At 47.5% G+C, this 14,198-nt stretch carries 10 protein-coding genes; 9 read left to right on the plus strand and 1 reads right to left on the minus strand.

The features are described 5' to 3' along the window. Positions 1-59 precede the first annotated feature (59 nt). On the plus strand, positions 60-2,246 hold the full coding sequence (locus NBH16_RS09965; protein WP_048927222.1) for a DUF2339 domain-containing protein: 2,187 nt from the start codon (positions 60-62) through the stop codon (positions 2,244-2,246). On the opposite strand, the gene NBH16_RS09970 is transcribed toward NBH16_RS09965, so the two are convergent. Then, the gene (locus NBH16_RS09970; protein WP_250788445.1) at positions 2,241-3,524 is read right to left on the minus strand and encodes a UDP-N-acetylmuramoyl-tripeptide--D-alanyl-D-alanine ligase; all 1,284 of its coding nucleotides are present in this window, start codon (positions 3,522-3,524) and stop codon (positions 2,241-2,243) included. The two genes, NBH16_RS09965 and NBH16_RS09970, sit on opposite strands and share 6 nt — an antisense overlap. Before the next feature lie 129 nt (positions 3,525-3,653). Here NBH16_RS09970 and folP point away from each other — a divergent pair, with 129 nt between their 5' ends. From folP to NBH16_RS10010, 8 genes are all read left to right on the plus strand, one after another. After that, positions 3,654-4,493 carry a dihydropteroate synthase gene (gene folP, locus NBH16_RS09975; protein ID WP_048927087.1) on the plus strand — a complete coding sequence of 280 codons (840 nt, stop codon included), beginning with the start codon at positions 3,654-3,656 and terminating at the stop codon, positions 4,491-4,493. 34 nt (positions 4,494-4,527) lie between these two features. Then, the gene (cdaA, locus tag NBH16_RS09980) at positions 4,528-5,313 is read left to right on the plus strand and encodes a diadenylate cyclase CdaA (protein WP_010182378.1); all 786 of its coding nucleotides are present in this window, start codon (positions 4,528-4,530) and stop codon (positions 5,311-5,313) included. 127 nt (positions 5,314-5,440) lie between these two features. Beyond that, positions 5,441-6,454 carry a phosphate acetyltransferase gene (gene pta, locus NBH16_RS09985; RefSeq protein ID WP_048927088.1) on the plus strand — a complete coding sequence of 338 codons (1,014 nt, stop codon included), beginning with the start codon at positions 5,441-5,443 and terminating at the stop codon, positions 6,452-6,454. 25 nt (positions 6,455-6,479) lie between these two features. Next, positions 6,480-7,682, plus strand: coding sequence for an acetate/propionate family kinase (locus NBH16_RS09990; protein WP_036614670.1), 1,203 nt, complete (start codon positions 6,480-6,482; stop codon positions 7,680-7,682). 157 nt (positions 7,683-7,839) lie between these two features. Beyond that, the gene (gene pyrH, locus NBH16_RS09995; RefSeq protein WP_005867363.1) at positions 7,840-8,550 is read left to right on the plus strand and encodes a UMP kinase; all 711 of its coding nucleotides are present in this window, start codon (positions 7,840-7,842) and stop codon (positions 8,548-8,550) included. Between the two features lie 155 nt (positions 8,551-8,705). Further along, positions 8,706-11,369 (plus strand): hybrid sensor histidine kinase/response regulator transcription factor, encoded by a 2,664-nt coding sequence (locus NBH16_RS10000; protein WP_250788446.1) that lies wholly within the window; start codon positions 8,706-8,708, stop codon positions 11,367-11,369. A gap of 128 nt (positions 11,370-11,497) precedes the next feature. Continuing rightward, the gene (locus NBH16_RS10005) at positions 11,498-13,306 is read left to right on the plus strand and encodes a glycoside hydrolase family 32 protein (protein ID WP_250788448.1); all 1,809 of its coding nucleotides are present in this window, start codon (positions 11,498-11,500) and stop codon (positions 13,304-13,306) included. An 18-nt stretch (positions 13,307-13,324) separates the two neighbouring features. Beyond that, a complete protein-coding gene (locus tag NBH16_RS10010) occupies positions 13,325-14,197 on the plus strand; it encodes a carbohydrate kinase family protein (RefSeq protein WP_250788450.1) in 873 nt (290 codons plus the stop codon). Position 14,198 lies beyond the last annotated feature (1 nt).

Consider the following 14,198-nt stretch of genomic DNA (forward strand, 5'->3'; position numbering starts at 1 on the left):
CGGAAAGCTTTTACATAAATAAATGCGTATATTGCGGCAAGCTTATAATTTTAGAGTTTATGGAATATACCTTACTGATACTTCTATTACTGATCATGATTTGGATAAACTTGCGTAATAAGATATCCAAATCACAAGAGAAAACGGAGGAATTGTTGAAAGAGATCGCTGCCTTGCGTAAACGTTTGGAGAATAGTCCGGAAGTTGTGGACGAGATAAAGGAACCGGAGCCTGAGATCTTGAAAGAGCCGGAAGTTTTCGTACAACCTGAACCGGTAAGGGCGATTGTCGAACCTGCTAAAAATCCTCAACCCCAGAAGGTGCGGAAGCCTGTCAATTATGAGAAATATATCGGTGAGAACTTATTCGGTAAAATCGGTATCCTGATACTCGTCTTGGGTATGGGGCTTTTCGTGAAGTATGCGATAGATAAGGAATGGATAAACGAGACCTTGCGTACGATCCTTGGCTTTGGGATGGGTGGATTACTTCTATTCGTGGCTTGGCGTTTGAAGGATTCCTATCGTACCTTTAGCTCTTTGCTGGCGGGAGGCGCTTTCGCGATCTTCTATGTAACGGTGGCGATCGCCTATCATTATTACGGGCTGTTTAGCCAAACGGTCGCTTTTATTCTGCTTGTGCTGTTTACCGGATTTATGTCGTCTTTATCTATACTCTATAATCGTAGGGAACTGGCAATTATCGCTTTGGTGGGTGGATTTATCGCTCCATTCTTAGTGGGTAGCGGAGATGGAAGTTATTGGGTGCTGTTTACCTATGTCATGATCTTGGACCTAGGAATGTTCGGGCTATCTATCTATAAGAAGTGGGGGGAATTGCCTGTAATTTGTTTTGCCTTGACTTGGATCGTCTTTGCGGGTTATACGTATGCTGCGGATCTGGATTTGATGGGAAGTGTCCAATTAACGCATTTACTTATTTTCTCTATCGCCTTCTATTTGATCTTCTTATTATCGGTCGCTTCCATCGTGCGAATCAATATCCGGGGGATCAATCAATATTTATTAGGAGTGATCGGATTGAACAATTTCGTATTCCTGTTCTTTGCCCTTTGTCTCCTGCAGAATATGGAGCTTGAGCGGAATTACAAAGGTCTGGTAACCCTTTTTGTTGCGGCTATTAACTTCGCTCTTTTCTTTTGGATCAAACGGAAAGGGGAACCTTTCACTTTCTTGATGCATACGTTATTGGGTATCGCTCTTACGTTCGTATCGGTGACGATCCCGATCCAACTGGAAGGGACCTTTATTACCTTGTTTTGGGCTTCAGAGGTAATGATTATTCTCTGGTTCTATAGTCGTTTCCGTCTGCGGGTTTACGAGATATTCGCTTGGGTACTTCCGGTCTTGACGCTGGGCTCTTACGGAATGGATGTCTTCCACGGATGTATGGAGGCTCGGTACGGAGATTCTTCCCTATTTATAAATGGCTTGTTCGCTACCGGTATTTTTACGGGGCTATCGTATTGGGTAGACGCTTGGTTGGTACGTCCGACAAGGATATCGACGAAAGGGCCTCTCTTGACGGGATGTGTCGTATTATATATAGCCTTTGTTTTCGATTTCTATTCATATGTAGATCCTTCGATCGTGTCCTTTAGCTATATCGAGACATTTACGGTGGCGGTTTTATTTGCTGCGAATGTTTTATTAGGGAAAAGCTATTTGCCTGTGTCAAGAAATGCGGGGGGATACGGACTACTCTTGGGGCTATCTTTATCCCTGTTCGGAGGAATGTCTTTGTGGGTCGGGTATGATGATCTCTTTATTCCCCGGTTCCTGCTATGGGTTTCCTTGCTTTTAATCGGGGGGCATATTTTTGTCTTGGGGCGGTACTATTATAAGTCATTTGACGCAAGAGAAAAGCGTACGCATGGGATGACCTTATATATTTGTTTGCTGTCTACGATATTACTGGCCGTGGGAACGAATAATTTGTTGAATCAGTTGGGCTTGCCGGATGAATTAAGCGCAGGCTTCTCTATCTCGTTGAGTCTTGCCGGCTTTATGCAAATGGCGGTGGGAATGCGATTGCACCTGAAGGTTGTCCGGATGATTAGTTTGGCCACTTTCTCGATCGTATTGCTAAAGTTGGTGTTGGTAGATCTGTGGCTCTTGCCTACGATCGGGAAAGTGGTCGTCTTTATAATCTTGGGAGTTATCTTATTGGTTCTCTCCTTCTTGTATCAAAAGTTGAAAACTGTCTTGTTCGATGATAGCTTATAGGATATCCACTAGTTTCTCCAGCCCCATGCTATGAGAGCCTTTGATCAAGATATGATAGCCCTTTAACGGCTGCCTCCGAAGCTCCTCCGTCATAGCCTCTGTGGTAGCGAAGGGGGAGAACTCTTTGCCTACCTTGGAGAAATGCTCGCCGCAGAGGAACACCTTGTCGAACTGGCCTTTCTTGATCTGTTCGACAACCTCCGCGTGTAATTCGTTGCTAGTTGGTCCAAGCTCGCGCATATCTCCAAGGATGATGGCTTTAGGCTGTACGGGCATGGTGATGAAATTGTCCAGAGCTACTTTCATGCTACTCGGATTCGCGTTGTAAGCATCGATAATCAATTCGTTATTATCGGTTTTCTTGAACTGAGAACGGTTATTGGTAGGCTCGTAAGCGGCGATAGCACGGCTGATACGCTCTGCCGGGATCTTGAAGAAGCGGCCTACGGCGACGGCGGCCAATACATTATCTAGGTTATAACTACCGATCATATGTGTTTCGACGGTATGCAACTTTCCTTGTTGCTTCCAATTGAACACTAAGAAAGGATCGCAACTGACTACCTGTCCGGACGCGAAAGCATCATCCCCGTTTCCATATGTGATTTGTTCGATGCCTTTGGCGATAGACTGAAGGTACTCGTTCTCTTTCTTGATAAATATCTTGCCTTTGGAGCGATGGATATAATCATATAACTCCCCTTTTGTCCGGATCACACCCTCGAAAGAACCGAAGCCTTCCAGATGGGCACGGCCTACGTTCGTGATGATGCCATAGTTAGGATGGACGATATCCACTAATTCCTTGATGTCTCCCGGATGGCTGGCGCCCATCTCGATAACCGCCATCTCATGGTCATGAGTCAATCGGAGCAAGGTCAAGGGAACGCCAATATGATTATTGAAATTTCCTTCGGTATATAGCAAATTGAATTTCGTTGAGAGTACGGCAGCCAATAACTCTTTGGTCGTGGTCTTGCCATTCGTTCCGGTAATTCCGATGATCGGCAACCCCAGTACCTTGCGGTGATGGTGCGCTAATTGTTGCAAGGTCTTCAGCACGTTATCAACAAGGATCGTGCGTTCGCCTATATAATAATCGGGATTGTCTATGACGGCATAGACACAGCCGGATGCCAAGGCTTTCCCGGCATATTGATTTCCATCGAATTTATCGCCTTTTAAGGCGAAAAAGATAGAACCCTTCGGACAGTTCCGGCTATCTGTCGTTATTTGAGGGTTATGTATAAATAAATCATAGAGGTCGATAATACTCATGACTGTATCGCGTTAAATATTTATTCCTGTCTAATTCGGGGCAAATGTAGCAATTAAATAAAGAATGAAGAATCTAGAAGGAGATTTTAAGAGAGAAACCTGTATCTTTGCTGGAAATAAGGAAAGATCATGTTAGATAAAACGCTCAATATTAGAGGGACACTCACTTCTTTAGCGACGCCGTTGGTGATGGGAATCTTGAATATTACCCCTGATTCTTTTTATGCGGGCAGCCGCAAACAGACCGAGACCGCTATCGAGGACCGTATCCGGGAAATCTTATCGGAGGGAGGAGATTGGATAGATATCGGTGGTTATTCATCCCGTCCGGATGCCGCTGAGGTTACGCCGGAGGAAGAGATGCGCCGTTTGGAGTTTGCCTTACATATATTAAATAAGCATTACCCGGATATCCCGGTGTCCGTAGATACGTTTCGTGCGGGGATTGCGCGTCGTTGCGTAGAGGAATATGGAGCAGCTATCATTAACGATATCTCCGGCGGTGAGTTGGATGCGGATATGTTCCAAACGGTAGCGGATTTGAAGGTGCCTTATATCATGATGCATATGCGTGGAACCCCTCAAACTATGCAGAGGCATACTGATTACCCGGATATGATGGAGGAGATCATGCTGTACTTTTCCCGGAAGGTACGCCAGCTTCGGCTTTTAGGGGTGAATGATATCATTCTCGATCCCGGCTTTGGTTTTAGTAAGACGTTGGAGCAGAATTACCAATTGATGAGCCATTTAAAGGAGTTCTCTATTTTTGAGTTGCCTTTATTAGTTGGAGTCTCCCGTAAAAGCATGATTTATAAATTACTGGGTGGAACCCCTGCGGATAGCCTGAACGGAACGACTGTATTGAATACGTACGCTCTCTTGAACGGCGCTAATATCCTTCGTGTACATGACGTGCGGGAAGCAGTGGAAGCCATTCGCGTCATAGGTCAAATGACCAACAAATAATTTTCAATTTTCAACTTTCAATTCTCAATTAACTATGTGGATGCATTTCGGTATAAAAGACTTGATTGACGTATTGCTGGTGGCTTTCTTCCTGTACCAGACCTATAAATTGATGAAAAGCTCAGGCACATTGGCTATATTCAGTGGAGTCGTATCATTCATCGTCGTATGGATCTTGATCTCGCAGGTATTGGAGATGCGGTTGATGGGGGCCATCTTGGATAAGTTTATTAGCGTAGGTTTCGTGGTTTTGGTAATCCTCTTCCAAGACGAGATCCGCCGTTTCCTGTTGGCGTTAGGTTCGCATCGGGGCTGGAAATTCCTAGGGAAACTTTTTTCCAAGCGAGGAGGCGATCCGGAGAAAGAAGGGAAGTTTGTCGCCCCTGTTGTCTTGGCTTGTATGAATATGGCCCGGAAAAAGACGGGTGCCTTGATCGTGATCCAGCAAGATATGGACTTGGCGATCTATGAGCATACGGGCGAAATGTTCAACGCCGATGTAAATGCCCGCTTGATCGAGAACATCTTCTTTAAGAACAGCCCGTTGCATGATGGTGCCATGATCATAGCCGATAACCGGATCAAGGCGGCCGGTTGTATCTTGCCGGTCGCCCAGAACGCTACCCTTCCCAAGGATATGGGATTGCGCCATCGTTCCGGGTTGGGGATGTCATTGGAGACAGATGCGCTGGTTATTATTGTCTCGGAGGAGAGAGGAAAGATCTCCGTGGCCCATAAAGGTAAGTTAAGTGTGAATGTGACAGCGGAAGAACTGCAACAAATACTCTCCGGGGAGCGGGAAGTGACGAATTACTGTTAAAAGATCTGAAACTGGTATCTCTATCTGTAATTCTTTTGCCTATTTTGTAAACTCTATATTGCATTATGCCTAATTTTGTAGCCGGATTACGAGTACAATTATTAAATAATATAAAATATCTTCCGCTATGGATTTAATGCAAGACATTATTGCGCGCGCTAAAGCTGACAAGCAGCGTATTGTTCTTCCCGAAGGTACCGAGGAAAGAACTCTTAAAGCTGCCGACCGATTACTGGCCGACGGTGTAGCAGACATTATCTTAATTGGAAACCCCGCTGAGATCAAGGAGTTGGCGGCAGGTTTCGGACTGAACCACATCGGTGAGGCAACTCTTGTCGATCCGAAAAATCACGAGAAGAAAGCCGCGTATGCAGACTTGCTTTTCCAACTTCGCCAAAAGAAGGGTATGACTCCCGAGAAGGCTGCGGTTTTAGTTGAAGATCCTTTGTTCTTGGCTTGCCTGATGATTAAGTCGGGTGACGCTGACGGTGAGATCGCCGGCGCTGAGAATACGACGGGTAATGTATTGCGTCCTGCTTTGCAAATTATCAAGACGGCTCCGGGCATGAAGTGTGTTTCCGGTGCGTTCCTTATGTTCACGAAGACTCCTCAATATGGGGATGATGGTATTTTGGTATTTGCCGATTGTGCGGTTATGCCGAATCCGAACGCGGAAGAGTTGGCTAGCATCGCTGTAGCTACCGCCGCTACGGCTCGTAATATCGTAGGCGTTGAGCCTCGTGTGGCTATGTTGAGCTTCTCTACGAAGGGTAGCGCTTCTCACGAGATGGTAGACAAGGTAGTGGAGGCTACTCGCTTGGCTAAGGAGATGGCTCCGGACTTGAAGATCGACGGAGAGTTGCAGGCCGACGCGGCTTTGGTTGAGGCTGTAGGTAGCAAGAAAGCTCCGGGTAGCGAGATCGCCGGTAAAGCGAATGTTTTGGTATTCCCGACTTTGGAGGTGGGTAATATCGCTTATAAGCTGGTTCAACGTTTGGGTGGCGCTGAGGCTGTCGGTCCTATCCTTCAAGGTATGGCCGCTCCGGTGAACGACTTGTCTCGCGGTTGTTCCGTAGACGATATTTATAAGATGGTAGCGATCGCTTGTAATCAATCCATCGGTTTGAGATCCGCAAAATAATAGATAATCCTAACGACTTAATAATATGAAGATTCTAGTATTGAACTGCGGTAGTAGTTCTATCAAATATAAGTTATTCGATATGACCTCCGGTGAGGTTATGGCTCAAGGTGGTATCGAGAAAATCGGTTTGCCGGGCGCGTTCCTGAAATTGACGGATAAGGAGGGCAAGAAGGTGGTTATCGAGAGAGAGATTCCCGGCCATCAACAAGGCATCGAGTTTATCTTGAGCGTATTGACCGACGCAACTTATGGTTGTATCAAGGACTATAAGGAGATCGACGCTGTTGGTCATCGTTTGGTACATGGTGGCGAGGAGTTCGCTTCTAGCGTATTGATCAATCAGGATGTAATCAATAAGGTAATCGAGTGCTCTGATCTGGCTCCGCTTCATAACCCGGCTAACTTGAAGGGTGTTCGGGCGATGGAGGCTTTGATCCCGGGTATTCCTCAAGTAGCGGTGTTTGATACGGCTTTCCACCAGACCATGCCGGATTATGCGTATATGTACGGTTTGCCTTACGAGATGTACAAGAAATATGGCGTACGTCGTTATGGCTTCCACGGAACCAGTCATCGATATGTATCCCGTCGTGCTTGTGAGATCTTAGGTGTTCCTTATGAGGATCAGAAGATTATCACGGCTCACGTAGGTAACGGTGGTTCTATTACCGCCATCAAGAATGGTAAGAGCGTGGATACTTCCATGGGCTTGACTCCGGTTGAGGGTCTGTTGATGGGTACTCGTTGCGGCGACGTGGATGCGGGTGCTTTGTCTTTCATCATGGATAAGGAAGGCATGGATGGTGCCGGCCTTTCCGACTTGATCAATAAGAGAAGTGGTGTTGCCGGTCTTTCCGGTATCTCTTCCGATATGCGTGAGATCGAGGCTGCCGTAGCTGCCGGAAATCCGCGTGCGATCATGACCTTGAACGTATATAACTACCGCATCAAGAAATATATCGGCGCTTATGCCGCCGCTATGGGTGGTTGCGATATCTTGGTTTGGACCGGTGGTGTCGGTGAGAACCAATGGGCGACCCGTCGTGCGGTTTGCGAGAACATGGAATACATGGGCATGAAGATCGATGTTGAGAAGAACGAGGGCATGCGTGGCGAGGAGATGGTAATCAGCACTCCGGACAGTAAGGTGACTATCATCGTCGTTCCTACGGATGAGGAATTCATGATCGCTGCCGATACCTTGGAGATCTTAGATAAAAAGTAACCAGTAACGTTTCATATAATTTTAGCTAATCCTCGCAGCTTACAAAACACGGGATTAGTGTTTAGATCGCCCCGACACCGGTTGGGGCGATCTTTTTTATGCGAATATCGGATTATTCGTTACTTTTGCGGAATTACATATTAAATATATACAAAACATGGCTCAATACAAACGTATCTTATTAAAATTAAGCGGTGAGTCGCTGATGGGTGGTAAACAATATGGGATCGATGAGGTTCGCTTGAATGAATATGCGGCACAGATCAAGGAGATCGCCGAGATGGGTGTACAGATCGGTATCGTGATCGGTGGCGGTAATATTTTCCGCGGGTTGAGCGGCGCTTCCAAAGGTTTCGATCGGGTAAAAGGAGACCAGATGGGGATGCTGGCAACGGTGATCAATAGCTTGGCGCTTAGCTCCGCTTTGGTCGCTCAAGGTGTGAAGGCGAAGGTACTGACGGCTATCCGTATGGAACCGATCGGCGAGTTCTATAATAAATGGCGTGCGATCGAGTTGCTGGAACAAGGCAACGTGGTAATCATGTCTGGCGGTACGGGTAATCCGTTCTTTACTACGGATACCGGATCTTCCTTGAGAGGCATCGAGATCGAGGCGGATGTCATGCTGAAAGGTACCCGTGTGGACGGTATTTACACCGCTGATCCGGAGAAAGATCCTACGGCTACCAAGTTCTCCGATATTACGTATGATGAGATCTATACCCGGGGCCTGAAGGTAATGGACTTGACCGCTACCACGATGTGTAAAGAGAACAACCTCCCGATCATCGTATTCGATATGGACACCAACGGCAACTTGAAGAAAGTGATGAGCGGAGAGAATATCGGGACACTGGTGCATAATTAGTGCCATTAACCGATGACATGGCAGTGCCATGCTGATGGCATAGTTGTGCCACTGGTTATGGCACAGCTATGCCATCCGTATGGCACTGTCGTGCCACAGGCATGGCAAGGTTGTGCCAGCCCTGTGGCAAATACGTTAGACCTTTATTCTTGTATATGAAGCATCCCTTTTTACTAGTATGGTTAACCTTGATCGTATTGTGTGGTTGTACGAGCTCGGGGAAACAGAAGAGGCACGTTATTGGCCTCTCCCAATGTATGTTGGACGATGCTTGGCGGGAAGCTATGATTAACGATATGCGTATCGAAGCCTCTAACTATGATGATGTGGAAATTATTATAAAGGACGCGCAAAACAATAACGAGACACAAATACAACAAATACGAGACTTGATCCGCCAAAAGGTGGATGTCTTGATCATCTCCCCCTATCAATCCGAGCCGATCACGGCAGTTGCCGAGGAAGCGTACCGTGCCGGAATCCCGACGATCATTACAGATCGCAAGGTAAATACCGATCAATACACCTCTTTTGTCGGGGCGAACAATTATGAGATCGGACTAGCGGCAGGCAATTACGCCGCCCATTATCTTCCCCCGAACGCTATTATCTTAGAGATATGGGGACTCACGCAAACCTCCCCGGCGCAAGAGCGACATAAAGGTTTTGTCGATGCCTTGCGAGAAAGGGAGGATCTTTCTTTCCGTAAGATAGAAGGACAATGGTTGGTCGATACGGCCCGGATGGAGCTTCGGAAGTTAGAGCATCCCGAGCAGATAGATTTCGTTTACGCCCATAACGACATGATGGCCATAGCCGCCCGGGAATACTTTATAGCATGGGATTCCATCCGAGGACGGGATTTGCGGATTATCGGCGTGGATGCTGTGGCGGGTGCCGGTCTGGAAGCCGTGGAAGATGGACGGATCAACGCCTCTTTCCTCTATCCGACAGGAGGGGAGCAAGTGATTCGCACGGCTATGCGTATCATTCAGGGGGAGCCGGTGGATAAGTTTATCCCTCTTCGTACGGCTCCGGTAGATCATCAGTCTGCCCGCACCTTATTGTTGCAAGCGGACCAACTCCAGAAATATAAGCAACGTATCGAGGCGCAGCGTTCCCGCATCGACGGTTTGTCCGACCGGTTTTATTTCCTGCGAAACTCTTTAGGGGTGATCTCCTTATTGATGATCGGTTTTATTGCCCTTTCCATTTACGCCTTTTACATAAACCGGAAGATGAGGCAGGCGAATCGTAAGCTAATCTCCTTGAACGCGGAGATGAAAGAGGTGACGGCGCAGAAACTCCAATTCTTTACGAATGTCTCCCACGAGGTACGTACGCCCTTGACCTTGATTCTCGCCCCTTTGGATCGCTTGATTGTCTCGTTGCGGGAATCTCCTTACGCCTCGGATCTAGGACTGATCCAGAAGAACGCCAACCGTTTGTTGCGTGTGATCAACCAAATATTGGATTTCCGGAAGGTGGAAGGCAAGCAAGAGAAACTAGCGGTACGGGAAATCGATTTGGTTCCTTTCGTTGGCGAGATCAAATCTTATTTTGACAGTATGGCCTCGGTACGTGTGATCTCCTATACGTTCACTTCTTCGATAAAACAATGTACGCTATGGATCGACCCGGACTTATTGGAGAGAGTATTTTTCAATCTTCTCTCGAACGCTTTTAAGTTTACGCCGGAGGGAGGTAGCGTGCGAATAGAGCTGACGGAAGAGGGAGATCGGGTCTTTATACAGGTTATCGATACGGGAAGTGGTATCCAACCCGCTAACCTTCCGCATCTGTTTGACCGTTTCTATACGGAGGATCGGTCGATGGGAACCGGGATCGGATTGCATTTGGTAAAGGAGTATATACATATGCACGGAGGGGAGATCCGTGTGGAGAGCGAGCCGGGGCAAAGAACTACCTTTACCGTTTGCCTACGGAAAGGAAAGGCGCATTTCGAGGATAGCGACCTGATGGAAACGTCCGTATCCCATCAAGCCTACGAAGCCTCCCGGTTGGACGACTCGGAAACCAAGGAGATGCTTTCCAAGACCTATCCTTATACGATACTGATCACCGAGGATGACGATGAGGTCCGCTGCTTTTTGGAACGTGAGCTTAGCCTTCATTTCAAGATCCGGACGGCCGCGAACGGGAAAGATGCCTTGCGGGTATTGGAAGAGGAGGAGATATCATTGGTAGTAAGCGATGTGATGATGCCGGAGATGAATGGTTTCGAACTTTGCCGGACGATCAAGTCGCAACTTCCCTTTAGCCATATCCCGGTGATCTTATTGACCGCCTTGACCGATGAGCGTCAACGGATTTTCGGAATAACCGGCGGGGCGGACGATTATATACAGAAGCCTTTCCATACGGATTACGTGAAGATCAAGATTATCCACCTATTGCAAGAACGCCAGAAGTTACGGGAACGTTTGTTGGAGAAGCTGCGGGATAATAAGCTCCTTCTGTCCGAGCCGGAAAAGGTGGAGAGTATCGATGATACCTTCTTGCGTAAGTTCGCGGAACAGATCGAGGCGGTTTATGCGGACCCCGAATATAATGTGGAGAAACTAAGCGAGACCTTGGGATTATCCCGGGGGCACCTTCACCGGAAGATCAAGGAGCTGACCGGAACCGCACCCGTCGAGTTCTTGCGTACCTATCGCTTGAATAAGGCGACCCAGTTGTTGAGGCAGAACGCGTATACGGTGAGTGAGGTCGCTTACCGAACCGGTTTCTCCTCGCCCGCTTACTTCTCTAAATGTTTCAAGGCGGTCTACGGGGTTACGCCTACCGAGTATCAATAACATTTGTACGATCTTTATCACAAATGTCATATCTCCCCATCTTTAGGGGATAAGTGCTTTTCTATCCGGAAGAATCCTATTAATTTTGGCGGAGAATCAAACTGTATTATCCTTTAATCCGTTCGTTTATGAAACAACAAACAAAGAGACTTCTTAAGAGTTTATGTATGGCTGTCGGTGTCGTTTTATTAAGTGCTGTCGATCCGTTGGCCGGATATGCGACAGAACGTACTATAGATATAAAGCATCTGGGCGAAGGACAAAGCATTGTCCGTGTGGATGCGCAAGCCAAGTATTTGTTGCTTCCGGTCGAGGAGTCCTCGCCGGAATCCAAGTTATATATGATTGTCGATAATGACGTGGTACGGACTTTCAATGTTCGTTTGGCGGTGAATAAGGTGGATTATTTCGTTCCGGTAGATCTCTCGGGGTATGCGGATAAGCATATCTCCTTCAACTTCCAGCTTGCCCCGGAATCGGCTCTTTGCTGGAAAGAGATGAAGCTATCCGATCAGTTTGATTCGTCTAACCGGGAGAAATTCCGTCCGGCCTATCATTTCTCGCCGGCTTGGGGATGGATGAATGATCCGAACGGCATGGTATACAAGGATGGTGAGTATCATTTGTTCTATCAATACAATCCGTATGGCTCGATGTGGGGGAATATGCACTGGGGGCATGCGATCAGCAAGGACTTGATTCATTGGGAGCATCAACCGGTGGCGATCGCTCCGGATGCCTTGGGTACGATCTTCAGCGGTAGCTGTGTGGTGGATAAGGATAATACCGCCGGTTTTGGCGTTGGCGCTATCGTGGCTTTCTATACCTCGGCCAGCGACCGGCAAGTGCAGAGTATGGCCTATAGCTTGGACAACGGCCGGACGTTCAAGAAATATGACCGGAATCCGATCCTTACTTCTACGCAACGTGATTTCCGTGACCCGAAAGTTTTCTGGCATAAGGAATCCAATAAATGGATCATGGTACTCGCCGTAGGGCAGGAGATGCAACTCTATTCTTCTCCCAATTTGAAGGACTGGACGTATGAGAGCAGTTTCGGGGAAGGACAAGGAGCGCATGCGGGCGTTTGGGAATGCCCGGACTTGATCGAGCTTCCGGTAAAGGGTACGGAATTGAAGAAGTGGGTCTTGATCTGTAATATCAATCCCGGCGGTCCGTTTGGCGGCTCCGCTACCCAATATTTCGTAGGTACGTTCGATGGGAAACAGTTCGTGAATGAATCTCCGGCCTTGACCAAATGGATGGATTACGGCAAGGATCATTACGCTACGGTAACTTGGAGTAACGCTCCGGAGGACCGGAAGATCGCCTTGGCTTGGATGAGCAATTGGGAGTATGCGAATAACGTGCCGACCTCGCAATACCGGAGTGCGAACTCGGTTCCTCGCGACTTGGCTCTTTATACGAAAAACGGGCAGACGTACTTGAGCAGCACCCCGTCTCCCGAGGTGTTGAAGTTGAGAGGGAAAGCCCAGAAGAAAGGTTCCTTCAAGGTAGACCGTTCCCATGAGGTCAATCCGATACTTTCCGATCATACGGGAACCTATGAGATCGAGATCAAGTTTAAGAATAACGGAGCCGATATCATGAGCTTCCAGTTGTTTAACTCGAAAGGCGAGGAAGTGGAGATGTATTATAATCTTCTGGATAATACGTTCACGATGGATCGCCGTAACAGCGGGGCTACGGATTTTAGCAAGACATTCGCCACGGCTACCTCGGCCCCGATCTCCGCCGCTAAGGAATATACCTTACGCTTGTTGGTAGACAATTGTAGCATAGAGGCCTTCGACGGGAATGGAGAGTTTGTCATGACCAACCTAGTCTTCCCGGAAGAGCCGTATAATCGCATTAGTTTCAATGCGAAGGGAGGAGCGTTTACGGTTACGTCATTAACCATTTATCCCTTCAAATAATTAAAAACAAAATATATCATGGAAAAGAGTAAACCTGTAGTAGTAGGCATTGGTGAATTATTGTGGGATGTTTTCCCGGAAGTGAAGAAAGCCGGTGGAGCGCCGATTAATTTTGTGTATCACGCTACCCAATTAGGAGCGGGAGGTTACGCGATCAGTGCCGTGGGCAACGACGTGTTCGGAACCGAGATTATTCAGGAATTGGATAAGAACGGTATCGATAGTAATTATATCAGTACGGTGGAATATCCGACCGGAAGCGTGATGGTAGAGCTAAAGAACGGCATCCCTTCCTATACGATCATCGAAGGTGTGGCATGGGATCATATCCCTCTTACCCAAGCGTCTATCGATTTGATGAAACGTGCGGACGCCGTATGCTTCGGAACATTGGCGCAACGTGCCGCGGAATCTCGTGAGACGCTTCGTACCTTACTTTCTTATATGCCTAGTCATGCCTTGCGCTTTTTCGATATCAATATCCGTCAGCATTTCTATTCGAAGGAGCTGATCGAATCGTTGCTCGAATTGGCGAACGTATTCAAGATCAATGATGAGGAATTGGAAATGCTTCGCCCGATGTTTGGTCTGGAAGGCACGATAGAGGATATGTGTCGCTGGTTCATGAAGAAATATGGTTTGCGCTATTTGATACTTACGGCCGGGGCGGAGTATAGTACGATCTTTTCCGAGGAGGAGGTCTCTACGATTCCTACCCCGAAGGTACAGGTGGTAGATACGGTAGGCGCCGGCGATTCTTTCTCCGGGGCGTTTATCTCTTCGATCTTAACCGGGAAACCTTTACGTGAGGCGCATGAGAAAGCGGTAAAAGTAGCCGCTTATGTTTGTACGCAGAGTGGCGCATGGCCTGCTTACCCTAAAGATTTATAAG

The sequence above is a fragment of the Parabacteroides sp. Y3-G-102 genome, from assembly GCF_023656845.1.
Lineage (GTDB): Bacteria > Bacteroidota > Bacteroidia > Bacteroidales > Tannerellaceae > Parabacteroides > Parabacteroides distasonis.